This is a genomic window from Rhodoferax sp. LS1P39, assembly GCF_056521425.1.
In genome coordinates this window covers 1-25,218 of the sequence record NZ_JBWMAV010000016.1, presented here as the reverse complement: position 1 = coordinate 25,218, position 25,218 = coordinate 1, and the positions used below count along the sequence as shown (strand labels likewise).

Genomic DNA, 25,218 nt, shown 5'->3' with positions numbered 1-25,218 from the left:
GACTTATTCGTGGATACCGTGGAACTGGCTTTGCCAGGCCACTGGTATCGCCCCCGGTAGGGGGTTGGCGAAGCGCAGCGCAGCCTGGGGGGGAGCCAAGCCCTAGGCTTTGACCTTGAAGCTGTCGGCGTACTTTTTAGGGTCCTTGCCGTCCCAGACCACGCCGTCCATCAGCTTGCTGCTGCGCATGTCGCTCTTGGGCACCGGCGTTTTGCTGGCGGCAGCGGCTTGCTTGTAGATGTCGATCTGGTTGATCTGCTTGGCCACGGCCAGGTAGTCGGGGTGGTCTTTCAGCAAGCCCCAGCGTTTGTGCTGGGTCATGAACCACATGCCGTCGGACAGGAACGGGAAGTTGACCGTGCCTTCGTTGTAGAACTTCATGTAGTTCGGGTCGTCCCAGGTCTTGCCCAGGCCGTTCTGGTAGCGGCCCAGAATGCGCTGGTTGATGGCATCCACGCTGGTGTTGACGTAGCTCTTGTCGGCGATGGTTTCGGCCATCTTGTTCTTGTTGGCCAGGCCGGCATCGATCCAGCGGCCGGCTTCCAGAATCGCCGCGGTCACGGCGCGGGCGGTGTTGGGGTACTTCTTGACGAATTCGCCGGTGGTGCCCAGCACCTTTTCGGGGTGGTCTTTCCAGATGTCTTGCGTGGTGGTGGCGGTGATGCCGATGCCGTCGATGATGGCGCGGTGGTTCCAGGGCTCGCCCACGCAGTAGCCGTCCATATTGCCCACGCGCATGTTGGCCACCATTTGCGGCGGCGGCACGGTGATGACCTTGGCATCGCTCATGGGGTTGATGCCGTGGGCCGCCATCCAGTAGTACAGCCACATGGCGTGGGTGCCGGTGGGGAAGGTCTGGGCAAAGGTGTATTCGCGCTTCTCGGCGGCCATCAGCTTGGCCAGGCCGGGGCCGTCGACCGCGCCCTTTTCGGCCAGCTTTTTGCTCAAGGTGATGGCCTGGCCGTTCTGGTTCAGGGTCATCAGCACGGCCATGTCTTTCTTGGGGCCGCTCAGGCCCAGGTGCACGCCGTAAATCAGGCCGTACAGGGCGTGGGCAAAGTCGAGCTCGCCGTTGACCAGCTTGTCGCGCACACCGGCCCAGCTGGCTTCCTTGCTGGGGATGATCTTCACGCCGTATTTTTTGTCGATGCCCAGCACCGAGGCCATCACCACGCTGGCGCAGTCGGTCAGGGGGATGAAGCCGATTTTGACTTCTTCTTTTTCGGGCTTGTCGGAGCCTTGGGCATAGGCCAGGGCGCGCAGGGCGGGGCTGATGCCCACGGCACCGACGGCGGCGGTTTGCAGCACCGAGCGGCGGCTGAGTTTGGTCTTCAAAAGGTCGGTCATCAAAGGGCTCCCAAGATTGAAACGAAAGTGGTTCCAGAACGAAAAAAGGCGTCCTCACCGCGCAGCGCGCTGCAGGTTGCAGCCTCTAACGGGTGGGGACGCCTTTGTCCGAATACGTGGCGTTGGGCACCCGCCATTGGGTGCTCGCTGCCATGGGACCATCGGTGGTCTTGGTCTGGTAATGCAAGCACCGTGCCAGGTGGGGTGGGCACTGATTTGCTACTCTATTAGTAGCTGCTTGTGCTTATGGAATAAGCGCTAGAGGCCTATTTCGTTTGTAAGCAAAGGTTTTGCACTGTTCTTGTGCAGTGCACCATTTCAGCGGCTGGATTTGGCGGGCGAGGGTGCGCGGATGAAGCCACCGTCTTGCGCCAGCAGTTGGCAAAAGGCGGCGTTGGCCATGGGCTTGGCCAGCAGGTAGCCCTGGAATTCGTCGCAGCCCTGGCTGCGCAGCAGGTCGAACTGGGCCTGGTTTTCCACGCCCTCGGCGACCACGGTCTTGCGCAGGTTCTGGCACAGGCTGACCATGGCGCGGGCGATCATGGCCACGTCGTCATCGGACTCGATGTCGGTGACCAGCGAGCGGTCGATCTTCACCGTGTCCAGCGGCAGATGGCGCAGGTACGACAGGCTGGAATAGCCGGTGCCAAAGTCGTCCATCGCCACCCGGAAACCCTGCGCCTTGAAGGCGTTGAGCACGCTGATGGCGCGCGCGCTGTCGTCCAGGAACACGCCTTCGGTGATCTCCAGCTCCACCCGCTCGGGCGGCAGGCCGCTGGCGCGCACCAGGGCGGCCATGCGCAGCACCAGGTCGTCGGCCAAAAACAGCCGCGCCGACAAATTGACGGCGATCACCAGGTGCGCGCCCTGCGGCCCGTCCCACTGCGCGGCGGCAGCAAAGGCCTGGCGCAGGATCAGCTCGGTGAGTTCGCCGATCAGCCCGGTTTCTTCGGCGATCGGAATGAAGCGGTCGGGCCCCACCACGCCGATACTGGCGCTGTGCCAGCGGGCCAGGGCTTCCACGCCGACGATGCGCCGGTGCTGGTCGACCTTGGGCTGGAAGGCCACGGTGAATTCGTTGTGCTCCAGCCCGGCGCGCATGGCGGTGGCCAGGTCGAGCCGCTCGTCGGCCACCTTGTTCAGCTCGGGGGTGAAGAACTGGAAGTTGTTGCGGCCCCGCTCCTTGGCGGCGTACATGGCCACGTCGGCGTGCTTGAGCAGGCTTTGCGCGTCGTCGCCGTCTTGCGGGTACAGCGCCACGCCCATGCTGGCGCCCACCTGGAATTCGCGCCCCAACAAGCTCACCGGCTGGTTGATCTGCTTGAGCACGCGCTGCAGGTGCGAGATCACGCTGTTGGCCCGGAAGTGCTCGTTGAGCAGCAGCACAAACTCGTCGCCGCTGTGGCGCGACACGGTGTCGCTGGCGCGCACGCAGTTGCGCATGCGCTGGGCAATCTCCACCAGCAACTGGTCGCCCGCGTCGTGGCCCAGGCTGTCGTTGATGAGCTTGAAGTGGTCCAGGTCGATGAACACCACGGCCAGAAACAGGCCCATGCGCTCGGCGTGGGCGATGGCCGGGCCGATGCGGTCGCGCAGCAGGTTGCGGTTGGCCAGGCCGGTCAGGCCGTCGTAGTTGGCCTGGCGCTCGAGTTGTTCGCGCTGGCTGCGGCGTTCGGTGATGTCTTGCACCGTGCCCTCGAAGCAGACGAACGCGCCCTGGGCATCGCGCACGCTGTGGGCGTTTTCCGAAATCCAGATGGTGCTGCCGTCGCGCCGGTACACCTCGGACTCGAAGTTGCGCACCTCGCCGTGGGCGGCCATCAGTTTCTGGAAGCGCTCGCGCCGCTGCGGCTGCACGTACAGACGGCGGTCGATGTCGGCCATGTCGGCCATCAGCGCCTCGGCGGTGTCGTAGCCGTACAGCCGGGCCAGCGCCGGATTCGCCGACAGGTAGCGGCCCTCTTGCGAGGTCTGGAAGATGCCATCGCGCGCATGCTCAAAAATCTGCCGGTAGCGGGCTTCGGCATGGGCCAGCGCCTCCAGGGTCACAAAGCCCTCGGTCACGTCTTCGATAAAACCTTCCAGTACCTGCTGCTCGCCCTCGTCGATCACCATCACGCCTTGCTCCTTGACGCGGCGCACGGCTCCACCACGGGTTTGGATGGCGTAGTGCACGGTGAAGCGCTGGTCGGCAGCGGCGGCAGCCAGGATCTCGGCGCGCACCCGGATGCGGTCGTTCGGGTGGGTGATGCGCTCCCACGACACGGCCTGGTTGTCGATCAGCTCCAGCGCGTGGTAGCCGGTGAGCTTGTAGCAGCCCTGGCTGACAAAGCGCATGGTCCAGTGCACGTCGGGCAGGCAGCGGTAGGCCATGCCTTCCAGGTTGTTGACCAGGGTGTCCAGCACCTTGTGCAGGTTCATCGACCGCGCCAGCAAGGGGCTGGCGTGGTGCGAACGGGCGGCGGGAGCGAGGGCAGTTTCCACAGAGGACGTTGGCAAGGGCGGCATGAAAAAGGGGAGGGGCAAGAACCGGTAGCTTCACCCTGGGGTGCGGCAGTCTTGCTATTGAATAAGTAGCTGCTCGTGCAATCAGCTAGGGCGCAAGCGGCATATTTTATTTCAAAACATTATTGCGGACAAAATTGTGCACCGTTTGTGTGCGCTGTAACTGCGCGGTGCTTAACCCAGCAGGTCGGCCACGTCCAGGATGCGCTGGGCTACATCCACCAGCTTCAGGCTCTTGTCCATGGCGGCCTTGCGCAGGCGGTCGTAGGCCTGTTGCTCGGTCAGGCCCTGGCGCTGCATCAGCAGGCCCTTGGCGCGGTCGATCACCTTGCGGTTGAGCAGCTCGGCCTTGTGGCCGTCCAGCTCCTGGCGGGTGTCGGCCAGTTCCTTGCGCAGCGCCTGTTCGAACTCGAAGCGGGCCATGGCCACGTCCAGAATGGGGCGGATGCGCGCGGCAGACAGCCCGGCCACGATGTAGGCCGATACGCCCGCCGCCACCGCGTCTTTCACGTGCGAGGTGTCGTCGTCGTTGGTAAACATGACGATGGGGCGGCGCGCGTTGCGGGTGGCCATCACCACGTGTTCCAGCGCGTCGCGTGCTTCGCTTTCGGCATCCACGATCACCATGTCGGGCTGCAACTGGGCCAGGCGCTCGGTCAGGAACACGTCGGCGGGCAGGCTGGCGACCAGGTTGTAGCCGTTTTCCAGCAGGCCAATGCGCAGCGCCCGCGAGCGTTCGGCCTGCAGCAGGCCGGCTTCGTCGTGCGGGTCCAGCACGTCCAGGTCGGGGGCAATCACTACGATGCGCAGGGCTTCATTCATGCGCAAAAACCTGCAAGATTCGCGCCAACATGGTGCGGGCCTACACTCCAAGCCTGATTAATGAGGGAACGCCTGTGCTGGTATTGGGTATTGAATCATCGTGTGATGAAACCGGAATTGCGCTCGTGCGCGCCGACGGCGCGGCTTTGCCGGTATTGCTGGCGCACGCGCTGCACAGCCAGATCGAGATGCACCAGGCCTACGGCGGCGTAGTGCCCGAGCTGGCCAGCCGCGACCACATCCGCCGCGTGCTGCCGCTCACCCGCCAGGTGCTGGATGAAGCCGCACACACCCTGCAAGACGTGGACGTGGTGGCCTACACCCGCGGCCCTGGCCTCGCCGGTGCGCTGCTGGTGGGTGCGGGCGTGGCCTGTGCGCTGGGCGCTGCCCTGGGCAAGCCGGTGCTGGGCGTGCACCACCTGGAAGGGCATTTGCTGTCGCCCTTCTTGAGCGTGGACCCACCGGAGTTTCCGTTTGTGGCGCTGCTGGTGTCCGGTGGCCACACCCAGCTGATGCGGGTGGACGGCGTGGGCCGCTACGAGATGCTGGGCGAAACCATAGACGATGCAGCGGGCGAGGCCTTCGACAAATCCGCCAAGCTCATGGGCCTGGGCTACCCCGGCGGCCCGGCCTTGTCGCGCCTGGCCGAGCAAGGCGACCCGGTGGCTTTCAAGTTGCCACGTCCCTTACTGCACAGCGGCAACCTGGATTTTTCGTTTGCCGGTTTGAAAACGGCGGTGATGACGCAGGCCAAGAAATTGGGTGACGACCTGGAGGCCCGCAAAGCCGACCTCGCCGCCAGCACCCAAGCGGCCATCGTCGAAGTGCTGTTGAAGAAATCCATGACGGCCCTGCAACGCACCGGCCTGCGCAGGCTGGTGGTCGCTGGCGGGGTGGGGGCGAATAAATCGCTGCGCAGCCAGCTCAATGCGGTCTGCGCCAAGGCCGGTATCCGCGTGCACTACCCCGAGCTGCACCTGTGCACCGACAACGGCGCGATGATCGCCATGGCCGGTGCCATGCGCCTGCAGTCGGGCCTGCAGGCACCCACGCGGGCTTACGCTTTTGACGTCAAGCCGCGTTGGCCCTTGGATTCGCTTTAGTTGATGGTCAGGTTGGAGACGTTGCTGACCGGGGCTTTCTTGGCCAGTTTCAAGGTCAGCACACCGTTCTCCAGCCGCGCATCGCTGGCCGACACGTCGATGTCCTGCGGCAACTCGTACGCGGCCTTGTAGGTGCGGGGCGCATCGGGCTGGCTTTCAATGCGCACCACGCTGCCTTCGATGCCGATGGAGAGCTGCTCCTTGGCAATGCCGGGCACGTCGAACTGCAGGCTGTAGGCATGCTCGTCCTGGGTGATGCGGTAGCCTGCAGAGCGCTTCTCGTCGAGCAAATGTTGCAGGGCGCGCAGGTTGTTGTGGCGGGCAAAAGCGGGGTGGGTGGCTGCGATAAACATAGTAGGCTCCGTTTACATTACGCGGCGCTCACAGTGATTGCCGCCTGAATCACATCTGCGTGCGCCACCCCCTATTTCAAGGAAGTTTTTAGATGTTTAAGTTTCGACGTGCGCTCTTGAAATCGTGCGCTGTGGCGCTATGTGGCCTGGTTTTTCTGTCAGCCCAGGCCGCCCCCGCGCCCATCAAGCTGGCCTTGGTTGAAGGCCTGAGCGGCCCGTTTGGCAACGGCGGCGAGGCGGTGTTCCGTAACCTGGTCTGGGCGGTGGAGCGCGTCAATACACGTGGCGGCGTGCCGCTGCCCGACGGCAAACACCTGCTGGCGCTGGAGCGCTATGACAGCAAGGGCCAGAACGAAGAAGCCCTGTCGGCTATGCGCGCCGCCATCGACGACGGCGCGCAGTTCATCCTGCAAGGCAACTCGTCCGCCACCGCCGCCGTGCTGGTCGATGCCATCAACAAGCACAACGACCGCGAACCCGGCAAGCGCGTGCTGCTGCTGAACTACGCCGCAGTAGACCCCACGCTGACGAACGAGAAATGCAGCTTCTGGCACTTCCGCTTTGACGCGCACGCCGACATGCGCATGGCCGCGCTGATGGCGGTGTTCAAGGACGACGCAGCGGTCAAAAGCGTCTATATCCTGGGCCAGGACTACAGCTTCGGCCAGGCCGTGGCGCGCGAAGCCAAGCGCCAACTGGCCCTGCAGCGCCCCGACGTGCGGCTGGTGGGCGACGAACTGCACCCGCTGGGCCGCGTCAAAGACTTCATTCCCTACGCCACCAAGATCAAGGCCAGCGGCGCGCAGGCCGTCATCACCGGCAACTTCGGCAACGACCTGACCCTGCTGGTCAAGGCCGCCCGCGAAGTGGGCTTCGAGGGCAAGTTCTACACCTTCTACGGCAACGCGCTGGGGGCTCCGGCAGCGCTGGGCGAGGCGGGTGTGGGCAAGGTCATCGCCGTGGCCGACTGGCTGCCGAACACGCCCACGGCGCAGAGCCAGGCCTTTGTGCAGGCCTTTCGCCAGCGCTTTCCCAAGCCCGCCGACGACTATCTGCACATGCGCATGCAGCTGATGGTGGAGGCGCTGGCCCAGGCGATTGAAAAGGCCGGCACTATGGATTTGATAGCTGTAGCTACAAGTATGGAAAGCACCAGCGCCAGTTTGTATGGCCAAACTGGCAGCATGCGCGCGGCCGACCACCAGTTCCAGCAGTCCCTGGCCGTGGGCAGCATGGACCGCCAGGGCACACCGGGTGTGAAGTTCGACGTGGAAGGCTCGGGCTACGGTTTTCGGGTCATCAAGCAGATCAACGCCGCCCAGGCCGAGATGCCCACCACTTGCAAGATGGTGCGGCCAAATTAGCGGGTATAGCCCGCGCAGGCCCCGGCGTTGGGCCTGCCTTTGCATTCGCGCAGCAGGCGGCGGTTGCGCTCGGCGGTGCTCTCTGAAGAGTCTTTGAGGACGCGCACCTGGGAGCCGCCTTTGGCTTTTTTGGTTTTGGCAAAGCCAGGGCCCACCAACGCCAAGGCGAGAAAACAGCACATCACAGCGCGGTAGGGCATGGGGATATCTCCAGGCGGGGGCGACCATAATCATGCCTCCACAGCTCCTATCCGTCTATGCGCCAAGCCATCCTGAACCTCGAAGAATCCAAAATCCGTGAAGTCGCCAATGCGGGCATGGGGCGCAGCGACGTGCTGGCCTTCTGGTTCGGCGAAAGCGACGAAGTCACGCCCGATTTCATACGCCAGGCGGCCATCGCCTCGCTGCAGCAGGGCGAGACCTTTTATTCCCACAACCTAGGCCTGCCCGAGCTGCGCCAGGCGGTGGCCGACTACATGGGCGGCTTGCATGGCCCCATCGCTGCCGACCGCATCGCCATCACCTCTGGCGGTGTCAACGCCTTGATGCTGGCCATCCAGATGCTGGTGGACGCGGGCGACGAGGTGGTGGCCGTCACGCCGGTCTGGCCCAACCTCACCGCCCAGCCCGCCATCCTGGGTGCACGGCTGCGCTGCGTCGCACTGCAGCCGCAGGCCGACGGAGCCTGGGCGCTGGACATGGCGCAGTTGCTGGCGGCGGTCACGCCCGCCACCAAGCTGCTGGTGCTCAACGCCCCGAACAACCCCACCGGCTGGACGCTGACCCGCGCCGAACAGCAAACCATCCTCGACCACTGCCGCCGCACGGGCACCTGGATCCTGGCCGACGAGGTCTACGAGCGCCTGTACTACGCACCCAGCGCCAACGGCTGCGCCCCCAGCTTTCTGGACCTGGCCGCGCCCGAAGACCGGCTGGTGGTGGTGCACAGTTTTTCCAAAAGCTTTTTGATGACCGGCTGGCGGCTGGGCTGGCTGGTGATGCCCTCCAGCGCCACGCCGCACATGGGCAAGCTTATCGAGTTCAACACCTCGTGCGCCAGCGTGTTCGTGCAGCGCGCCGGTATCGCCGCCTTGCAGGGCACCGACAACATCACGCCGCGCGTGGTGGCGCACCTGAAAACCTGCCGCGACACCCTGGTGCCGCTGCTGCAAGCCGTGCCCGGCGTGCGCGTGGCCCCGGCGCAGGGCGGCATGTACGCCTTTTTCCAGCTGGCGGGCCACCCGGATTCCCTGGTCACCGCCAAGCGTTTGGTGGCCGAGGCGGGCCTGGGCCTGGCCCCTGGCAACGCCTTTGCCCCCGAGGCCCAGGGCTGGCTGCGCTGGTGTTTTGCGTCCAAAGACCTGCGCCGTTTGGAGCAGGGCGTGGAAAGGCTCAAAAAGTGGGCTATAATTTGAGGCTTGCTGCAGCGCACCTAGAGTGCAAAGCAGCAAACGACAAGAACCCCGGTTCAAGTCAAAATCAGTCCAAAGTCATGTTATGATTTCAGGCTGAAAACGCGGGAGTAGCTCAGTTGGTAGAGCGCAACCTTGCCAAGGTTGAGGTCGAGAGTTCGAGACTCTTCTCCCGCTCCAAATTGGTAAAAAGGGAAGCTTCAGGCTTCCCTTTTTTATGATGAATGCAGTGAGTGCGGCGCGATAACAAAGCGGTTATGTACCGGATTGCAAATCCGGCTAGCCCGGTTCGACTCCGGGTCGCGCCTCCAGAATTCAAAATTCGATTGATTTCGGGTTTTGCATAAAAAGCCATGCTAGAATGCAAGGCTTGAAACGCGGGAGTAGCTCAGTTGGTAGAGCGCAACCTTGCCAAGGTTGAGGTCGAGAGTTCGAGACTCTTCTCCCGCTCCAAATTTGGCAGAAAAGGAAGCTTAGGCTTCCTTTTTTTATGCCCGTTTGTTTTTGCGTTTTACGGCGGTCAGCACCGGGCGTGCAGAGCCAAAACCACCCAAGCTGCGGGTTACAATGCGGCTGCTTTTCAGCTCTGGTGCAGTGATACAGGATGCCTATTCTCGGGTCCCGGCCCGAGGTGGATACAGCAGGCTCGGTGGTGTAATTGGTAGCCACAGCAGACTTAAAATCTGCCGACGCAAGTCGTACCGGTTCGATTCCGGTCCGAGCCACCAGATTCGCATTTTCGCGTGGCGATAATGCTGGATTTGCCCTAAATCCCATGCAACAAGAATCTCCCGAACCCCTCGAAGAATACGTGCCCGGCGTAGCCAATGGCCGCCATTACATGGCCAAGTTGAGCTACTTTGCAGGTGGGCCGTGGTCTATCGAGGTGGTCCATGTGGAAGGACTGCCGCCTTTGGCTGGCAGCGACACGCCTTGGCCCACCCGTGCCGAGGCGGTGCAGGCGGCCCAGGCCATGGTGGCTGCGCTGGCGCACTGAACCCGCGCACGTAAAATCCTCAGGTTTCCAATCCACCACAGACAACGGCGCTCTTCCTTGGGAGGAATCCCCAAGGTTTTGTGCCCCGGCTCCTCGCGCTGGTTTGCAACCCCCCTAAAAGCGCCTAATATCTCCCTATGCCCCGTTACAACGCCCCCTTTGAAATCCATGTGCACGGCCAAGTGCCTTTGCGCACCGACGTGACGTTCCACCAAGTCCAGGACGCGCTCAAGCCGCTGTGGAAGTACGCCGGGGCCAAGTCCCTGGCCGATGCTGCGGGCAGCGCCTACGAAGAAGAGCCGGGCATCCAGTTCAACGGCACCGAGCACATGCTGCAGATGTGCTGGACGGTGCCGGGCGACGAAGACTTCAAGCAGGCGCTGGACGAAATGTGCATGAGCCTGAACGAATTGGCCGAGCGCGGTGCGTCTATTGAGATCACTTTCTACGACACCGACTTCGACGAAGAAGACGAAGAAGCCACCGACGACTCGCGCGACGACTTCCTGATGCTGTTCGTGGGCCCCACGCCTGCGGCCATCATGCAGGTGCAGCGCGATCTGCTGGTGCAGGATGTCATCAACATGATGGAGCGCCACTTCGATGCGTCCGAGCTCAACGGCATCGTGCGCGAAATCGACCAGCTGTTCACCCAGCGCTTCGATGCCCTGGTGAATTCGTTGGAGCTGGGCAAGCCCCCCCGTGGCCCGGGCGGTTCGGGCGGCGCCGGTGGCCACGGCGGCGGCGGACGCAGGCCGCGCCACTTGCACTGATTGCCAGAGCGGGCTCCAGCGCCCGGGCCTACAGGTCCGCGCGCACCACGGGGGCTGACGCGCTGTCTCTGTGTATGCTATTAAATATGTAGCTTCTTACGCTTATGAATCAAGCACAAGAGCCCATTTTCATCCAAATTTTTGCCTTGGCAGGTAATCGCCGCCGGTGCCCGTGGGACGCACGACGTTGAAGATCCTGGTCCTTGGCGGATACGGCAATTTCGGTGCCCGCATCTGCCGCGCCTTGGCCGGTGATTCCGCCATCCAGTTGCTGGTGGGTGGGCGCGATGCGCGCCGCGCCGATGCCTTGGCCCATACCCTGGGCTCTGCAGCGCGGGGTGTTGCCATCGACCTAGCGCATCCAGATTTCAGCCATGCCCTGCGCCAACTGGGTGTAGACCTGCTCATCCACACCGCTGGACCTTTTCAGCAACAAGATTACCGCGTGGCCCTGGCCGTTGCCGCTGCCGGTGCGCATTACATCGATTTGGCCGACGGTCGTGCTTTCGTCTGTGATTTCCCTGTGGCGGTGCATGCCGCGTTCCAGGCCGCCGGGCGCACAGCGATCAGCGGAGTCAGCACTGTGCCTGCCTTGTCGTCGGCGGTAGTGGCGCATCTGTGCCAAGGCTGGCAGCGCATCGACAGCATCGATATCTGCATTGCCCCGGCCCAAACCGCCCCACGCGGACGGGCCACGCTGGCCGCTGTGCTGGGCTATTGCGGCGAGCCCATACCTGTGTGGATAGAGGGGCGGTGGCAGTCTTTGCGCGGCTGGGCCGAGCCGGTGGCGGTGCAGTTCGCCCGTTTGCGACCCCGTTTGGGCGCGCTGTGCGATATCCCGGACCTGGCACTGTTCCCGCCGCACTTCCAGGTGCAGCAGCGGGTGGTGTTCCGCGCGGCGCTAGAGGTGAAGTTGACGCAGCGGGTGTTTGCCCTGCTGGCCGCCCTGCGCTCGCGGGGCTGGATTGGCCCACCGGCCCGGCTGGCGGGCCTGTTGCACCGCACGGCCCCGTGGCTGGACTTTCTGGGGTCGGCGCTCGGTGGCATGGTGGTGCGGGTGGCCGGGCTGGATGCCATGGGCCAGCCCGCCCGCCGCGCCTGGCACATCGCCGCGGGGGAAGATCACGGGCCAGAAATTCCCTGCATGGCGGCTATCCTGCTGGCTCGGCGGCTGGCCCACCAGCGGGCCTTGCCGGTAGGGGCTTTCGCCTGCGTAGGCATGTTGCCTCTGGAAGACTTCGGCCCTGAATTTGCCCGCTGGGGCATGCAGACCGATACCGTGGACGAGGCCGCTGACCATGGCGCATAAAAAGCTGGAATTTCCCATGCCCGCCAGCGAAGCGGTGGTTTTTGATGCCTTTCACTACCACCACTGGCGCTTGCGTTGGGATTCGCTGGTGCGCGCCACCCGCGTGCAGGGAGATGCGCCTTGCCCGTTCAAAGGGGCTGTGACCGAAAGCGCTGGCGCTGGGCTGCTGCGCGGGCTGTCGATGCGAACCCAGTTTGTGGCTTACGACCGCCCTCGGCTGGCGGCTGCCACGATGCTTGGGCGCGCCTTCCCGTTTACCCAATGGGCAGCATCCATGCGCCACCGTGCCAGCGGACCCGGGCAGTCGGTGTTGGTCTATACCTACACCCTGGAGGTGGGCCCGGCAGCTTTGCGCTGGCTGATCGGCCCGGTAGTGGAGGCTATCTTTTATTGGCAAACGCGCAGGCGATTTGCAAGGCTGCGCCGTTTTCTGGTGCGGCATGCGGGCGAAGTGCAGCAATGGCAACAGGCACAAGCCCAGGCAAACATGCTGGAAGTGCCATGACGCTGGAATCCAAAGAGTCCGACTGGCTGCGCTGGAGCCTGGTCTTCGTTTGGGTGGCGACCGCCTGCGCCAGTGTGTGGGAGTTGGATGGCCAAAGTCGTGCGCTGTTGGGAGCGGCGGGTGTCCATGCCCCTTCCTGGGTGCACCTGCTGGTCGTGGGCGGCGCTGTGTTGGATCTCGGCTTGGGCCTGGCGATGGCCTTTGTGCCCGGTCGCCGCGTTTACCTGGCCGCGCTGGCGGTGATGCTGCTGATGACCGCCGCCGCCACGCTGCTGGAGCCCGCGCTGTGGCTGCATCCGCTGGGGCCGCTGACAAAGAACCTGCCTATCGCGGTGGCGCTATGGGTGCTGGCGAAGCAGCCCGCATGAGCCTGTATCTCACGCTCAAATGGCTGCACATCCTGTCCAGCGTGGTGCTGGTGGGCACGGGGTTTGGCTCGGCGTTTTACATGTTTTTCACCAACCGCACGCGCAATGTGGCGGCGCAGGCGGTGGTGACGCGGCTGGTGGTGCGGGCCGACTGGTGGCTGACAACACCCACGGTGGTGGTGCAGCCCGCCACGGGTTTGCTGCTGGCGCACCTGGCCGGGTGGCCGCTGACCACGCCCTGGTTGCTGTGGTCGGTGGGTTTGTTTGTGCTGGCCGGGGCCTGCTGGTTGCCCGTGGTGTGGCTGCAGATCCAGATGGCGGCCATGGCCCAGGCGGCAGCGCAAGCCGACACCCCCTTGCCGCCGCGCTACTGGCGCTATGCCCGCTGGTGGGAATGGCTGGGCTACCCCGCGTTTGTGGCGATGCTGGGTGTGTTTTATCTGATGGTTGCCAAGCCCCATTTCTAGAAAGTGATGTTCATGTCCTTGATCGCCACCCGTGTGGCTACGCTACACGACCTGCCCACCGTTGCGCCGCTGTTCGATGCCTACCGCCAGTTCTACGACCAGGCGCCAGACCTGCCACTAGCTACGACCTTCATCCAGGCGCGCATGGCCCGTGGCGAGTCCACCATCCTGGTGGCGCAAGGCGACGGCGGGCGTGTACTGGGGTTTTGCCAGCTTTACCCCTCGTTTTGCTCGGTGGCGGCGGCTCCCATTTATGTGCTGTACGACCTGTTCGTGGCCCCGGATGCGCGCAAGACGGGCGCGGGCCGGGCGTTGCTGCTGGCGGCGGAGCAGTTTGCGGCTAGCCAGGGCGTGGTGCGGATGGACCTGACCACGGCCAAGACGAATCTGGCTGCGCAGTCGGTGTACGACTCACTCGGCTGGGTGCGCGACGAAATTTTCTTCGCCTATAGCAAGGCGGTACCGGCCTAGTTGGCCCAGCGCACCGCATCCTCAGTCGCAAACGCCAGCCAGCGTCGGGCAGCGGCCTGCAGTACGGCGGGTTCACCGGTGGTGACGAGCTGGACCCGGCCCGGGCCTTGGGTGGCCAGCGTGCCTGCAGTTTCCAGCAGGTGCCGCGTGCGCCGCGCTACCGGTTCGCCGGTGGACAAAATCCGCACCTGCGGGCCCACCAGCGCGGCCAGATGGGACTGGGCAAAGACGTAATGGGTGCAGCCCAGCACCAGGGTGTCGATCTCGCCAGGGTTTAAGCCAAATGTGCCCATGGCGCTTATGTAATGGGCGCAGAGTGCTATCACTTTTGAATCTTCGCCGGTTTCCACGCTGCGGCTGATGGCATCGGCCAGGCCGTCGCAGGGTTGCACGACGAAGTCGGCCTGGTCTTGCAGGCTGGCGTGCAAGGCCTTGAACTTGGCGCTGGTCACGGTGCCGCGCGTGCCGATCACGCCCACGTGCTTGGTTTGGCTGGCGGCTGCTGCCGGTTTCAGGCCAGGCTCCACGCCCACGATGGGCAGGTCCGGGTGCTCGGCACGGAGCAGGGCGACGGCGGCCATGGTCGCGGTGTTGCAGGCGATGACCAGGGCCTTGATGCTGTGTGTCTGGCGCAGGTAGGCGGTGATGGCGCGGGAGCGCTCGATGACATGCGCATCGTCGCGTTCGCCGTAGGGCGCGTGGGCACTGTCGTCCAGGTAGACGAAATGCTCCAGCGGCAGGGCAGCCTGCAGCGCCTGCAAGACGCTCAGGCCGCCAATGCCGCTGTCGAATACGCCAATAGGCTGTGAACTCAAGCGGCAACAACTCCGATATTTTTGAATTCGCCGGTCGCAATCCGCTTTTGCCACTCGGCCGGGCCGGTGATGTGGGCGCTGGTGCCGCCTGCGTCCACGGCCACGGTCACGGGCATGTCGACCACGTCGAATTCGTAAATGGCTTCCATGCCCAGATCGGCAAAGCCCACTACCTTGGCGGTCTTGATGGCTTTGCTGACCAGGTAGGCGGCGCCGCCCACGGCCATCAGGTAGGCGCTCTTGTGCTTTTTGATGGCTTCGATGGCGACCGGGCCGCGCTCGGACTTGCCGATCATCGAGATCAGGCCGGTCTCGGCCAGCATCATCTCGGTGAAGCCGTCCATGCGGGTGGCGGTGGTGGGGCCTGCGGGGCCCACGGCTTCGTCACGCACCGGGTCGACCGGGCCGACGTAGTAGATGACGCGGTTGGTGAAGTCCACCGGCAGCTTCTCGCCCTTGGCCAGCATGTCCTGGATGCGCTTGTGGGCGGCATCGCGGCCGGTGAGCATCTTGCCGTTGAGCAGCAAGGTGTCGCCGGGCTTCCAGCTGGCCACTTCGGCTTTGGTCAGGGTGTTCAGATCGACCTTTTTGCTTTTGTTGTAGTCGGGGGTCCAGTTGACGTTGGGCCACAGGTCCAGGCTCGGCGGGTCCAGGTACACCGGGCCGCTGCCATCCATCACAAAGTGGGCGTGGCGGGTGGCCGCGCAGTTGGGGATCATGGCCACGGGCTTGCTGGCGGCGTGGGTGGGGTACATCTTGATCTTGATGTCCAGCACGGTGGTCAGGCCGCCCAGGCCTTGCGCGCCGATGCCGAGGGCGTTGACCTTTTCGAACAGCTCCAGGCGCAGGGCTTCGGTTTTGGTGAGTGCGCCGCCCGCCGACGATTTGGCCTGCAGCTCGTACATGTCCAGGTCGTCCATCAGGCTTTGCTTGGCCATCAGCACGGCTTTTTCTGCGGTGCCGCCAATGCCGATCCCGAGCATGCCCGGCGGGCACCAGCCTGCGCCCATGGTGGGCACGGTTTTCAGCACCCAATCGACCACCGAATCGCCGGGGTTGAGCATGACCATCTTGCTTTTGTTCTCGCTGCCGCCGCCCTTGGCTGCCACGGTGATGTCCACGGTGTTGCCGGGCACGATCTCGGTGACGATGACGGCGGGGGTGTTGTCCTTGGTGTTCTTGCGGTCGAACTGCGGGTCGGCCACGATGCTGGCGCGCAAGGTGTTATCGGGGTGGGCGTAGCCCTGGCGCACGCCTTCGTTGATCGCGTCGTCCAGGCTACCGGTAAAGCCTTCCCAGCGCACGTCCATGCCCACTTTGAGGAACACGTTGACGATGCCGGTGTCCTGGCAGATGGGGCGCTGGCCGGTCGCGCTCATCTTGCTATTGGTCAGGATCTGCGCAATCGCGTCCTTGGCCGCCGCGCTTTGCTCGCGGTCATAGGCGCGGGCCAGGTGGGCGATGTAGTCGGTGGGGTGGTAGTAGCTGATGTACTGCAGGGCAGCGGCGATGGATTCGATCAGATCGGCTTGGCGGATGGACGTGGGTTGGGCGGTCATGGGGGTGCCTGGCTAATGGTTGGAGTGGGGCGGACGGGGGTGAAAACCCTGCAATTATCACCGCTGGGTAGGGCGGGGCCAGGAGCTTGACGCGGGCAGGTGCGCCATATAACGTTCAGTGTTGGTGTGCCCTATGGAGAAAAGCGATGTCCCATGAAAGCGACCAGATTCCACCCGAATTCCTCCAGAAGTGGCAGGACACCATCAATGTCATGGCCCGCATTTTTGATGTGCCAGCGGGTTTGATGATGCGGGTGCTGCCTGAGCAGATCGAGGTGCTGCTGTCCAGTACCTCGGAAGGCAACCCTTATGAGCACGCCGAGAAAGCCGCGCTCGACACCGGCCTGTACTGCGAAACCGTGATGGCCACCCGCGACCTGCTGCACGTGCCCAATGCGCTGGAAGACCCGCAGTGGGAGCACAACCCCGATGTCAAGCTGAACATGATCTCCTACCTCGGGGTGCCGCTGGAATGGCAGCCCAACGAGATGTTTGGCACCATCTGCGTGCTCGACAGCAAGACCCGCCACTACCCCGAGGCCTACATGAAGCTGATGTGGGAGCTCAAGAAAAGCATCGAGGCCGATTTTCTGGTGATTCGGCACAACCAGGAGCTGGTGCAGGCCAACGCGTTGCTGGCCCAGGAGGTCCAGGTGCGCCAGGCTGCCGAGCTGCGCCTGCAGGCGGCCCAGCACGATCTGGCCCAGGCGGAAAAAATGGCGGCGTTGGGCGGCCTGGTGGCCGGCATCGCCCACGAGATCAACACCCCGGTGGGCCTGGGGCTGACGGGCTCGTCCCACTTCAAATACATGGTGGAGCAGCTGGAGACCAAGTTCCGCGCGGGCCAACTGGAGCAGCCGGATTTCGAGCGGTTTCTGGCCGACTCCAAGGAACTCTCGCACTCGATCTTCATCAGCCTGGAGAAGGCTGCGGCCCTGGTCAAAAGCTTCAAGCTGGTGGCGGTAGACCAGACACACGATGCCATCCGCAGTTTCCAGCCGCTGGCTTACATCCAGGACCTGCTGCTGACCCACCAGCAGGCGCTGCGCCAGGCCGGCGTGGCCACCGCGGTGGACTGCCCGGCCGATCTGGTGCTGACCAGCTACCCCGGTGCCTGGTCGCAGATTTTGTCCAACCTGATCAGCAACTCGCTGGTGCATGGCTTTACGCCGGGACAGACCGATGCGCAAATCCACATTGCGCTGGCCGACACGCCCACGGAATCGGTGCTGACCTACCGCGACAACGGCCGAGGCATGGACGACGCGGTGGCCCACAAAGTGTTTGACCCCTTCTTCACCACCAACCGCCAGGGTGGCGGTACCGGGCTGGGCATGCACGTGGTCTACAACCTGGTGACACAAAAACTGGGCGGGCAAATCCAGTTGCAGACGGCACCGGGGCAGGGGGCTGTGTTCACCTGCCACCTGCCCAAGCAAGTGGCCAGCCCATGAGCCATCGCACTGTAGAGCGTCCAAAGGCACATGTTTAAGCCATCTGCTGTCGGCAGTCCGCTTGCGCTTGCGCGCGGCGCGCCCTGGCGCGTCTTGTTGGTGGACGACGAGCCCGAGGTCCACGTCATCACCCGCCTGACCTTGCGGGACTGCGAGTACCAGGGCCGGGCGGTGGAGTTCACCAGCGCCTACAGCGCGGCCGAGGCGCGCACACAGTTGGCGCTGCACAGCGACTGGGCGTTGGTCTTCATCGACGTGGTGATGGAGACCGATACCGCCGGGCTGGACCTGGTTGACCACATCCGCCGCACCCTGGGCAACACTGCCGTGCAGTTGATTCTGCGCACCGGCCAGCCTGGCCTGGCCCCCGAGCGGCAGGTGATCCGCGACTTCGACATCAACGACTACATCAATAAAACCAACATCACCGCAGACAAGCTCTACACCGCCACCATGGCCTCGCTGCGGGCCTACCAACACATCCAGCAGCTGCGTCTGGCCGACTTGCGCTACAGCGCGCTCAACCAGATCCTGGAGCAGCGCGTCGAGGAGCGCACCGTCCAGCTGGTGCTGGAGCAAGAGCGCCTGCAGGCCGCGCATGTTGCGCTGGCCCGGTCCAAAGAGCAGGCCGAGGAGGCCAACCGGGCCAAAAGCGACTTTCTGGCAAATATGAGCCACGAAATCCGTACGCCCATGAATGCCATCATCGGCATGTCGCATCTGGCCCTGGAGCTCGACCTGGCGCCCGATGCCCGCAACTACATCACCAAGCTGAACCGGGCGGCCGAGAACCTGCTGGGCATCCTTAACGACATCCTGGACTTCTCCAAGATCGAGGCGGGCAAGCTGGGCATCGAAATGCTCAACTTCCAACTCGAAGAGGTACTGGACAACCTGGCCAACCTGATCGGGCAAAAGGCCGCCGACAAAGGCCTGGAGCTCCATTTCGACCTGCCACCCGACCTGCCCACCGCGCGCGTGGGCGACCCCTTGCGGCTGGGCCAGATCCTTACCAACCTGGGCAACAATGCCGTCAAGTTCACCGCATCCGGCCACATCCTGCTGGGGGTGCGTGCTTTGCCCGAAGAGCCGGGCGGGCGATCGGGCGGATTGCATTTCTGGCTGCAGGACACCGGCATCGGCATGACCCCGGACGAATGCGCCCGCTTGTTCCAATCCTTCACCCAGGCCGACAATTCCATCACCCGCCGGTTTGGCGGCACCGGGCTGGGCCTGGCCATTTCCAAAGGCCTGGTCGAGCAGATGGGCGGGCGCATCTGGGTCGAGAGCGTCGCCGGGGCGGGCTCCAGCTTCCATTTCCATGCCTACCTGGGCATCCAGGCCGCCAGCGCCGACAGCCTGGCCCCGCCCACCCCGGTGGACACGCCTGCGCTGCACGGCCTGCGGGTGCTGGTGGTAGACGACACGGCGGTGGCGCGCGAGATCCTGCAAAGCCTGCTGACCAGCCTGGGCATGGTGGCGACGCTGGCCGCCGATGGCCCCGATGCCCTGCGCCAGGTCGCCCAGAGCCTGGCCCAGGACCAGCCCTTCGACCTGGTGCTGATGGACTGGAAAATGCCCTTGATGGACGGCCTGGACTGCACCCTGGAGCTGCAACGCCAGCACCTGGCCGCCGCGCCCCCGGTGGTGCTGGTCACCGCCCACGGCCACGGCGAAATCCTGGGCCTGGCCGGCCAGCGGCAGGTGCCGCTGCGCGCGGTGGTCCATAAGCCGGTGACCCGCGCCCACCTGGCCGATGCCATAGGCCTGGCGCTGGGCTTGGGCTCCACCCTGCGCCCCCCGGTGCGCGACCGGCGCGCCCTGCACAGTGACACCCGGCAAAAACTGCGGGGCGCGCGCCTGCTGCTGGTGGAAGACAACGCGCTGAACCAGGAGCTGGCCACCCATCTGCTGACCCGTGCGGGCATGCAGGTGACGGTGGCCCAGCACGGCCAGGAGGCGCTGGACATCCTGTACCGCGACAGCGCGCTGGATAGGCCCTTCGACGGCGTGCTGATGGACTGCCAGATGCCGGTGATGGACGGCTATACCGCCGCCACGCAGATCCGCCGCAACCCCGCCTGGGCGCAGCTGCCCATCATCGCCATGACGGCCAACGCCATGGTGGACGAGCGCGACAAGGTCATTGCCGTGGGCATGAACGACTACATCGCCAAACCCTTGAACGTGGAGGCCATGTTTGCCACCATTGCCCGCTGGGTCAGCCCGGCGGCACCGGTGGACAGCGAGCCGCTGGCGCCCGCTGGTACCCGCCCCACCGAGCCTTCCGCTCCCGACCTGCCCTGGCTGCCCGGTATCGACACGGGGCGCGGGCTGGCGCGCTGCGCGTTGGATAGCGCCCTGTACCGCCGCTTGCTCCAGCGCTTCGCAGCCAGTGTGGGCGAGTTTGCCGACCAGTTCGCCCAGGCCCGCAGCGACCCCGACCCCGCCAGTGCCACCCGCTGCGCCCACACCCTGCGTGGCACAGCGGGCAACGTTGGGGCACAGGCGGTGGAGCGTGCCGCCGCCGCGCTGGAAGCCGCCTGCGCCAATGTCTCGCCCGCTGCCCACCTGGATGCGCTGCTGGCCGACCTGCTGCATGCCATTGCGGTGGTACAGCCCGGCCTGCAGCAGCTGGGCAACACCGCCCGTGGCCGCACCGCCCCGCCCGATGCCGCTACCTTGCAGACCCTGGTACTGCGCCTGCATGCCTACATCCTGGACAGCGATGCCGCCGCCGCCCAGGCCGCCAACGACCTGGCCTCCTTGCTGCAAGGCGGGCCACACGCCGGTGCGGCCCAGCGCGTGTGCGCTGCGCTGGCTGAATTCGACTTTGACAAGGCCGAGCAGATGCTGGGCGAAATGGCCTTGTTTCCGGTCTGAGCCTGGTCGCTTGGGTGCTATCGAGTTTATAGCTGCTTGTGCTTTTCAAATGGGCGTGAGGGGCCAATTTGGCATGTAATTCCCGCAGTACCCGTCAGGGTGCGCAGGTTTACAAAACGCCGCAGAATGGCGCTCCAACTCCACTACTGTTGCCACCACCATGCATATTGCCCAGACCATTCTCCGCGCCGCCCTGGCCGCCGCCTTCACCGCCACCGCCGCCCACGCCGCCGCGCCCATGGCCAAGACCCAGGCCCCCGGCTTCTACCGCATGGCGCTGGGTGATTTTGAAGTCACCGCCTTGTCCGATGGCACGGTGGATCTGCCGGTAGACAAGCTGCTGACCCGCACCACGCCCGCCAAGGTGCAGAAGGCCCTGGCCAAGTCCTACCTGGCGGCCCCGCTGGAAACCTCGGTCAACGCCTACCTGGTCAACACCGGCAGCAAGCTGGTGCTGATCGATGCCGGGGCCGCCGGTCTGTTCGGCCCCACGCTGGGCAAAATGGTGGCCAACCTCAAGGCCGCGGGCTACCAGCCCGAGCAGGTGGACGAGATCTACATCACCCACATGCACCCCGACCACGTGGGCGGCCTGGTGGACGGCGACAAAATGGCTTTCCCCAACGCCACCGTGCGCGCCGACAAGCACGATGCCGACTTCTGGCTCAGCCAGGCCAACCTGGACAAGGCCCCCGCCGATTCCAAGGGCTTTTTCCAGGGCGCGATGGCCTCGCTGAACCCCTACGTCCAGGCCCAGCGCTTCTCGGCGTTTGACGGCACCACCACCCTGGTGCCGGGCATCCAGGCCATCGCCACGCGCGGCCATACCGCCGGGCACAGCACTTACGTAGTGGAAAGCAAGGGCCAGAAGCTGGTGATTTGGGGCGACCTGATCCACGTGGCCGCCGTACAGTTTGACGACCCTGCCGTGACGATTGCGTTCGACAGCGATGCCAAAAACGCCGCCGTGCAGCGCAAGGCCGCCTTCGCCGATGCCGCCAAGGGCGGCTACGTGGTGGCTGCAGCGCACATCGCCTTCCCCGGCCTGGGCCGGGTGCGTGCCAACGGCAAGGCGTATAGCTGGGTGCCGGTGAACTACGTCATACCACGCTAAGGCCGCACCCCTGGGCGGGTTGTTGAGAATCGCTACCATTTGGGCTTCTCAACCCCGCCACATTGCCCCATGACCACCCGTACCGAACGCGACACCTTTGGCCCCATCGAAGTCCCCGCCGACAAATTGTGGGGTGCGCAGACCCAGCGCTCGCTGCAGAACTTCGACATCTCCGGCGAGCAGCAGCCGCGCGAAATCATCCGCGCGCTGGCGCTGGTGAAGCGGGCCTCGGCCGTGGTCAACCAGGCGCTGGGCCTGCAAGACGCGCCCAAAACCCAGGCCATCGCCATTGCCGCCGACGAGGTGATCGCGGGCCTGCACCCGGATGAGTTCCCGCTGGTGGTGTGGCAAACCGGCTCGGGCACGCAAACCAACATGAACGTCAACGAGGTGCTGGCCAACCGCGCCAGCGAGCTGATGGGCGGCGTGCGCGGCGAAGACCGCCTGGTGCACCCCAACGACGACGTGAACCGCAGCCAGTCCAGCAACGACGTGTTTCCCACGGCCATGCACGTGGCGGCGGTCGATGCCATCACCCGCAAGCTGCTGCCGGCCCTAGGCAAGCTGCGCGACACCCTGGCGCACAAGGCCGCCGAATTCGATGGCATCGTGAAAATTGGCCGCACCCATTTGCAGGATGCCACGCCGCTCACCCTGGGCCAGGAGTTCTCGGGCTATGTCGCCCAGCTCGACCACGGCGCGCGCCATATCCAGGCGGCCTTGCCCCACCTGTGCGAGCTGGCGCTGGGCGGCACCGCCGTGGGCACCGGGCTGAACGCGCCCAAGGGCTACGCCGTGGCCGCTGCGGGCGAACTGGCCCGGCTGACCGGCTTGCCGTTTGTGACCGCACCCAACAAGTTCGAGGCCCTGGCCAGCTGCGACGCGCTGGTGCATGCCCACGGCGCGCTCAAAACCCTGGCCGCCAGCCTGATGAAGATCGCCAACGACGTGCGCTGGCTGGCCAGTGGCCCGCGCAGCGGCATCGGCGAGCTCAGCATTCCCGAAAACGAGCCCGGCTCCAGCATCATGCCCGGCAAGGTCAACCCCACCCAGAGCGAGGCCGTCACCATGCTGGCCGCCCAGGTGTTCGGCAACGACGTGGCCATCAACTTCGGCGGCGCGTCGGGCAACTTCGAGCTGAACGTGTTCCGCCCTATGGTGGCGCACAACTTTTTGCAAAGCGTGCGCCTGCTGAGCGACGGCATGGTCAGCTTCAACGACCACTGCGCCGTGGGTATCGAGCCCAACCGCGAGCGCATCACGGCGTTGGTCAACAGCTCGCTGATGCTGGTGACTGCGCTGAACACCCACATTGGTTACGACAAGGCCGCGTTTATTGCCAAAAAAGCCCACAAGGACGGCAGCAGCCTGCGCGAAGCCGCAGTGGCCTCGGGTTACGTAACGGGTGCCCAGTTTGACCAGTGGGTGGTGCCGGGAGATATGGTGGGGCGCTGAGGATATTTGCTATCTAAAAACTAGCTGCTTGTGCTTATGGGATGGGCGCTGGCTGCCAATTTCCCATTATTTTGTGAACCCGACCTTAGGCTGCGGCTGCGTCCTCGACCGGGCCACTATGGCTCCGATGAGCGCCAGGGTCACCAGCGCCAGCGTGCCCGGCTCGGGCACTTCGTTGGCGAAAGAAAAGCGGCTGCTGCCGCCCTCGGCGAACCAGATCCGGTCGGTAGTTCCCTGTACGCTGAAGGCGAATAAACCGAGGTTGGTGCTGGAGGGGTTGAACTGGAACAGGAAGTCATCGGCATTGGCGGCAGAGGCGACCCCAAAGACGGTGGACGGCAGCGCGCCGATGGTGAAATTGCCGAATCCGAGTTCGGCCAGCGTGTAGGTGTGGCTGGCGATGGCCAGGTCTACAGATAGCAAGCTCTGGATCGGGTCGGTCAGGCTGTTGGCCTCCCAGGTGAAACTGCCGCTGATCGAAGAAACCGGCGCGCTGACCGACAAGGGGCTGGCCGTGAAGTTCATTGTCACCACGCCGGCTTGGGTGGCGATCGACGTGGTGAGCAAGGCCAGGGCAAGGAACAATGACCGCATGGGATAACTCCTGTGGGTATGAACCGCCAAATTGTCGGACAGTCCGCGCCAACGCTACTAGGGGTAACTGCTTACAGGCTGGAGGGCTAGGCCCTCACATACCGCAGCAGCATCTCCACCACATTGGCCCGCCGCTGGGCTACGGCTTCGGGGCTGTCCATGTCGCGCTGGAAAATGAGGGCGAAGGTGTGGCGGTTGGAGACGTTGAAGAAGCTCAGGGCGCTGATCGACATGTGCAGGTCCACCGGGTCCAGGCCGGGGCGGAACACGCCCGAAGCCACGCCGCGCTGGTAGACCGCCTTGATGCCGTCGATGGCGGTGGCGTTGCGCTGCTGGATGGTGGTGCTGCGGGCCAGGGAGGCACCGCGCTGGATGTTTTCGTTCATCACCAGGCGGATGAAGTCGGGGTGGGTGCGCTCGTAGTCCACGGTGAAGTTGACCAGGGTGCGCAGGGCCTCGATGGGCTCCAGGTCTTGCAGCTGCAGCTCGCTCTCGATCTTGCGGATGCGGCTGTAGGCATCTTCCAGCACCTTCAGGTACAAGGCTTCCTTGCTACCAAAGTAGTAGTAGATCATGCGCTTGCTGGTGCGCGTGGCTTCGGCGATCAGGTCGATGCGGGCCCCGGCAAAGCCTTTTTCCGAGAACTCGCGGGTGGCCACGGTGAGGATGTCGGCCTGGGTGCGTTCGGGGTCGTTGGTGCGGGGTGGCGGCTTTTTGGCGGGGGCGGACGCTTTCATAGCCCGGAGTGTAGGAGAAAGCGGCGGCCTGTTTAGGTGTCTGTCTGGCAGAAAGAGTTTTAGCTGCAAATCGACCGCAACGGTCCATTTTTACCTATGTCTTTGCCTCATAGTTACGGTTAATGGGCCTGAAAATCTGGCAAAACCGCCTTCCCTGGGTTTCATAATGGCCAAGTCCGTCTCGCGACCGCCACGACACTTTTTATTTCCCAGACTCCTACTTTCTTTTTGTTCTAACCTCAACCAACTGGCAGCTTTGCCACCCCATCGGATTAGGTTGCATGCTTGTGCCCTTTCCACATGTACCAATTCGCGCTGCCCAACCGCTTCCTGACGCATTGCACTCTTGATTAGTGAAGGGGCCAAATCGGATGCCTGGAGTAGTCGGGTTTCCATCCCCTGCCCTGGGGTCATATCTTGGAGATGATGGAGCCTGAACCCAGCGTCCTGGAAGTACTGCGCCGGGCTCCTCAATAAGTGTAGGTAGACAAGCTATCGGCTCACCCTCACACTTTTCGTACCTTGTACAAATCCGGATAGGACTCACTGACTTTGTGAAAAGTAAATCATCCGAGAACCCCGGAGTGTTTGCTATTACCCTAGTCTCGCTAGTTGGTGTGTCACGCTTAACAACAATCGTGAAAGTGCCAGTCGAAGAAAACTTTTTTTTGAGGTGACTATGCCATCTGCCATCCCCTCCATGTCAGGATAGATGTCGCCTCAACATTTAATGGCAAAGATGGGCGGCAAAAGACAAAGCATGAAACACAAGAGATACACGGCAGAGCAAAAGAAGTGGGCGGTGGAGAAG

The 25,218-nt window shown here is 64.0% G+C and carries 22 protein-coding genes, 4 tRNA genes and 1 pseudogene; 18 read left to right on the top strand and 9 right to left on the bottom strand.

The window, feature by feature from the left end; genetic code table 11:
* Window positions 1–102 precede the first annotated feature (102 nt).
* From AC097O_RS20545 to AC097O_RS20535, 3 genes are all read right to left on the bottom strand, one after another.
* The gene (locus AC097O_RS20545) at window positions 103–1,347 is read right to left on the bottom strand and encodes a CmpA/NrtA family ABC transporter substrate-binding protein (protein WP_479594705.1); all 1,245 of its coding nucleotides are present in this window, start codon (window positions 1,345–1,347) and stop codon (window positions 103–105) included.
* Window positions 1,348–1,665: 318 nt separating this feature from the next.
* A complete protein-coding gene (locus AC097O_RS20540) occupies window positions 1,666–3,831 on the bottom strand; it encodes a putative bifunctional diguanylate cyclase/phosphodiesterase (protein WP_479594704.1) in 2,166 nt (721 codons plus the stop codon).
* 195 nt (window positions 3,832–4,026) lie between these two features.
* Window positions 4,027–4,674, bottom strand: coding sequence for an ANTAR domain-containing response regulator (locus AC097O_RS20535; RefSeq protein ID WP_479594703.1), 648 nt, complete (start codon window positions 4,672–4,674; stop codon window positions 4,027–4,029).
* 29 nt (window positions 4,675–4,703) lie between these two features.
* Here AC097O_RS20535 and tsaD point away from each other — a divergent pair, with 29 nt between their 5' ends.
* Window positions 4,704–5,777 (top strand): tRNA (adenosine(37)-N6)-threonylcarbamoyltransferase complex transferase subunit TsaD, encoded by a 1,074-nt coding sequence (gene tsaD / locus AC097O_RS20530; RefSeq protein WP_479594702.1) that lies wholly within the window; start codon window positions 4,704–4,706, stop codon window positions 5,775–5,777.
* On the opposite strand, the gene AC097O_RS20525 is transcribed toward tsaD, so the two are convergent.
* Window positions 5,774–6,130: an Hsp20/alpha crystallin family protein gene (locus AC097O_RS20525; protein WP_479594701.1), complete on the bottom strand. Its 357-nt coding sequence runs from the start codon at window positions 6,128–6,130 to the stop codon at window positions 5,774–5,776. The two genes, tsaD and AC097O_RS20525, sit on opposite strands and share 4 nt — an antisense overlap.
* A 92-nt stretch (window positions 6,131–6,222) precedes the next feature.
* On the opposite strand from AC097O_RS20525, the gene AC097O_RS20520 reads away from it, so the two are divergent.
* Window positions 6,223–7,494, top strand: coding sequence for a branched-chain amino acid ABC transporter substrate-binding protein (locus tag AC097O_RS20520; protein ID WP_479594700.1), 1,272 nt, complete (start codon window positions 6,223–6,225; stop codon window positions 7,492–7,494).
* Here the strand turns inward: AC097O_RS20520 and AC097O_RS20515 are convergent.
* Window positions 7,491–7,676 (bottom strand): hypothetical protein, encoded by a 186-nt coding sequence (locus AC097O_RS20515; RefSeq protein ID WP_479594853.1) that lies wholly within the window; start codon window positions 7,674–7,676, stop codon window positions 7,491–7,493. The genes AC097O_RS20520 and AC097O_RS20515 overlap by 4 nt on opposite strands.
* Before the next feature lie 69 nt (window positions 7,677–7,745).
* On the opposite strand from AC097O_RS20515, the pseudogene AC097O_RS20510 reads away from it, so the two are divergent.
* From AC097O_RS20510 to AC097O_RS20455, 12 genes and pseudogenes are all read left to right on the top strand, one after another.
* Window positions 7,746–8,909, top strand: a pseudogene (locus tag AC097O_RS20510) (pyridoxal phosphate-dependent aminotransferase); the annotation flags it as partial.
* 101 nt (window positions 8,910–9,010) lie between these two features.
* A tRNA-Gly gene (locus tag AC097O_RS20505) sits at window positions 9,011–9,086 on the top strand.
* Window positions 9,087–9,143: 57 nt separating this feature from the next.
* Window positions 9,144–9,217 (top strand) — tRNA-Cys (locus AC097O_RS20500).
* A gap of 66 nt (window positions 9,218–9,283) precedes the next feature.
* Window positions 9,284–9,359: transfer RNA gene (locus AC097O_RS20495), tRNA-Gly, on the top strand.
* A 190-nt stretch (window positions 9,360–9,549) separates the two neighbouring features.
* Window positions 9,550–9,634: transfer RNA gene (locus AC097O_RS20490), tRNA-Leu, on the top strand.
* A 47-nt stretch (window positions 9,635–9,681) separates the two neighbouring features.
* Window positions 9,682–9,903, top strand: a complete 222-nt coding sequence (locus AC097O_RS20485) for a hypothetical protein (protein WP_479594699.1) — start codon at window positions 9,682–9,684, stop codon at window positions 9,901–9,903.
* 137 nt (window positions 9,904–10,040) lie between these two features.
* Window positions 10,041–10,676 (top strand): DUF6806 family protein, encoded by a 636-nt coding sequence (locus tag AC097O_RS20480; protein WP_315225233.1) that lies wholly within the window; start codon window positions 10,041–10,043, stop codon window positions 10,674–10,676.
* A 172-nt stretch (window positions 10,677–10,848) separates the two neighbouring features.
* Window positions 10,849–11,985, top strand: a complete 1,137-nt coding sequence (locus tag AC097O_RS20475; protein WP_479594698.1) for a saccharopine dehydrogenase family protein — start codon at window positions 10,849–10,851, stop codon at window positions 11,983–11,985.
* Window positions 11,975–12,490, top strand: a complete 516-nt coding sequence (locus tag AC097O_RS20470; RefSeq protein ID WP_479594697.1) for a hypothetical protein — start codon at window positions 11,975–11,977, stop codon at window positions 12,488–12,490. Before AC097O_RS20475 ends, AC097O_RS20470 begins: the two co-directional genes overlap by 11 nt.
* Complete coding sequence (locus AC097O_RS20465; protein WP_479594696.1) at window positions 12,487–12,858, top strand: DoxX-like family protein; 372 nt, start codon at window positions 12,487–12,489, stop codon at window positions 12,856–12,858. Before AC097O_RS20470 ends, AC097O_RS20465 begins: the two co-directional genes overlap by 4 nt.
* A complete protein-coding gene (locus AC097O_RS20460; RefSeq protein WP_479594695.1) occupies window positions 12,855–13,325 on the top strand; it encodes a DUF2269 family protein in 471 nt (156 codons plus the stop codon). Before AC097O_RS20465 ends, AC097O_RS20460 begins: the two co-directional genes overlap by 4 nt.
* Window positions 13,326–13,337: 12 nt before the next feature.
* Window positions 13,338–13,796, top strand: coding sequence for an N-acetyltransferase family protein (locus AC097O_RS20455; RefSeq protein WP_479594694.1), 459 nt, complete (start codon window positions 13,338–13,340; stop codon window positions 13,794–13,796).
* On the opposite strand, the gene murI is transcribed toward AC097O_RS20455, so the two are convergent.
* Window positions 13,793–14,611, bottom strand: coding sequence for a glutamate racemase (gene murI / locus AC097O_RS20450; protein ID WP_479594693.1), 819 nt, complete (start codon window positions 14,609–14,611; stop codon window positions 13,793–13,795). The genes AC097O_RS20455 and murI overlap by 4 nt on opposite strands.
* Window positions 14,608–16,170: a fumarate hydratase gene (locus AC097O_RS20445; protein ID WP_479594692.1), complete on the bottom strand. Its 1,563-nt coding sequence runs from the start codon at window positions 16,168–16,170 to the stop codon at window positions 14,608–14,610. Before AC097O_RS20445 ends, murI begins: the two co-directional genes overlap by 4 nt.
* A gap of 146 nt (window positions 16,171–16,316) precedes the next feature.
* On the opposite strand from AC097O_RS20445, the gene AC097O_RS20440 reads away from it, so the two are divergent.
* From AC097O_RS20440 to fumC, 4 genes are all read left to right on the top strand, one after another.
* Window positions 16,317–17,624 carry an ATP-binding protein gene (locus AC097O_RS20440; protein WP_479594691.1) on the top strand — a complete coding sequence of 436 codons (1,308 nt, stop codon included), beginning with the start codon at window positions 16,317–16,319 and terminating at the stop codon, window positions 17,622–17,624.
* Window positions 17,625–17,654: 30 nt separating this feature from the next.
* Window positions 17,655–20,507 carry a response regulator gene (locus AC097O_RS20435; RefSeq protein ID WP_479594690.1) on the top strand — a complete coding sequence of 951 codons (2,853 nt, stop codon included), beginning with the start codon at window positions 17,655–17,657 and terminating at the stop codon, window positions 20,505–20,507.
* Window positions 20,508–20,667: 160 nt separating this feature from the next.
* Window positions 20,668–21,621 (top strand): MBL fold metallo-hydrolase, encoded by a 954-nt coding sequence (locus AC097O_RS20430; protein WP_479594689.1) that lies wholly within the window; start codon window positions 20,668–20,670, stop codon window positions 21,619–21,621.
* Window positions 21,622–21,690: 69 nt separating this feature from the next.
* Complete coding sequence (fumC, locus tag AC097O_RS20425; RefSeq protein ID WP_479594688.1) at window positions 21,691–23,076, top strand: class II fumarate hydratase; 1,386 nt, start codon at window positions 21,691–21,693, stop codon at window positions 23,074–23,076.
* A 66-nt stretch (window positions 23,077–23,142) separates the two neighbouring features.
* Here fumC and AC097O_RS20420 read toward each other — a convergent pair whose 3' ends face one another.
* Together AC097O_RS20420 and AC097O_RS20415 are read right to left on the bottom strand one after the other, a co-directional pair.
* Window positions 23,143–23,670, bottom strand: coding sequence for a PEP-CTERM sorting domain-containing protein (locus AC097O_RS20420; RefSeq protein WP_479589282.1), 528 nt, complete (start codon window positions 23,668–23,670; stop codon window positions 23,143–23,145).
* An 86-nt stretch (window positions 23,671–23,756) separates the two neighbouring features.
* Window positions 23,757–24,407: a TetR/AcrR family transcriptional regulator gene (locus tag AC097O_RS20415; RefSeq protein WP_479594687.1), complete on the bottom strand. Its 651-nt coding sequence runs from the start codon at window positions 24,405–24,407 to the stop codon at window positions 23,757–23,759.
* Window positions 24,408–25,218 lie beyond the last annotated feature (811 nt).

Excerpts from the sequence above, each read along its gene's own strand:
- AC097O_RS20545 (WP_479594705.1), bottom strand. The coding sequence starts at position 1,347 with ATGACCGACCTTTTGAAGACCAAACTCAGCCGCCGCTCGGTGCTGCAA.
- AC097O_RS20535 (WP_479594703.1), bottom strand. The coding sequence starts at position 4,674 with ATGAATGAAGCCCTGCGCATCGTAGTGATTGCCCCCGACCTGGACGTG.
- tsaD (WP_479594702.1), top strand. The coding sequence starts at position 4,704 with ATGGTGCGGGCCTACACTCCAAGCCTGATTAATGAGGGAACGCCTGTG.
- AC097O_RS20525 (WP_479594701.1), bottom strand. The coding sequence starts at position 6,130 with ATGTTTATCGCAGCCACCCACCCCGCTTTTGCCCGCCACAACAACCTG.
- AC097O_RS20520 (WP_479594700.1), top strand. The coding sequence starts at position 6,223 with ATGTTTAAGTTTCGACGTGCGCTCTTGAAATCGTGCGCTGTGGCGCTA.
- AC097O_RS20515 (WP_479594853.1), bottom strand. The coding sequence starts at position 7,676 with ATGTGCTGTTTTCTCGCCTTGGCGTTGGTGGGCCCTGGCTTTGCCAAA.
- AC097O_RS20485 (WP_479594699.1), top strand. The coding sequence starts at position 9,682 with ATGCAACAAGAATCTCCCGAACCCCTCGAAGAATACGTGCCCGGCGTA.
- AC097O_RS20480 (WP_315225233.1), top strand. The coding sequence starts at position 10,041 with ATGCCCCGTTACAACGCCCCCTTTGAAATCCATGTGCACGGCCAAGTG.
- AC097O_RS20470 (WP_479594697.1), top strand. The coding sequence starts at position 11,975 with ATGGCGCATAAAAAGCTGGAATTTCCCATGCCCGCCAGCGAAGCGGTG.
- AC097O_RS20465 (WP_479594696.1), top strand. The coding sequence starts at position 12,487 with ATGACGCTGGAATCCAAAGAGTCCGACTGGCTGCGCTGGAGCCTGGTC.
- AC097O_RS20460 (WP_479594695.1), top strand. The coding sequence starts at position 12,855 with ATGAGCCTGTATCTCACGCTCAAATGGCTGCACATCCTGTCCAGCGTG.
- AC097O_RS20455 (WP_479594694.1), top strand. The coding sequence starts at position 13,338 with ATGTCCTTGATCGCCACCCGTGTGGCTACGCTACACGACCTGCCCACC.
- AC097O_RS20445 (WP_479594692.1), bottom strand. The coding sequence starts at position 16,170 with ATGACCGCCCAACCCACGTCCATCCGCCAAGCCGATCTGATCGAATCC.
- AC097O_RS20440 (WP_479594691.1), top strand. The coding sequence starts at position 16,317 with ATGTCCCATGAAAGCGACCAGATTCCACCCGAATTCCTCCAGAAGTGG.
- AC097O_RS20435 (WP_479594690.1), top strand. The coding sequence starts at position 17,655 with ATGTTTAAGCCATCTGCTGTCGGCAGTCCGCTTGCGCTTGCGCGCGGC.
- AC097O_RS20430 (WP_479594689.1), top strand. The coding sequence starts at position 20,668 with ATGCATATTGCCCAGACCATTCTCCGCGCCGCCCTGGCCGCCGCCTTC.
- fumC (WP_479594688.1), top strand. The coding sequence starts at position 21,691 with ATGACCACCCGTACCGAACGCGACACCTTTGGCCCCATCGAAGTCCCC.
- AC097O_RS20420 (WP_479589282.1), bottom strand. The coding sequence starts at position 23,670 with ATGCGGTCATTGTTCCTTGCCCTGGCCTTGCTCACCACGTCGATCGCC.
- AC097O_RS20415 (WP_479594687.1), bottom strand. The coding sequence starts at position 24,407 with ATGAAAGCGTCCGCCCCCGCCAAAAAGCCGCCACCCCGCACCAACGAC.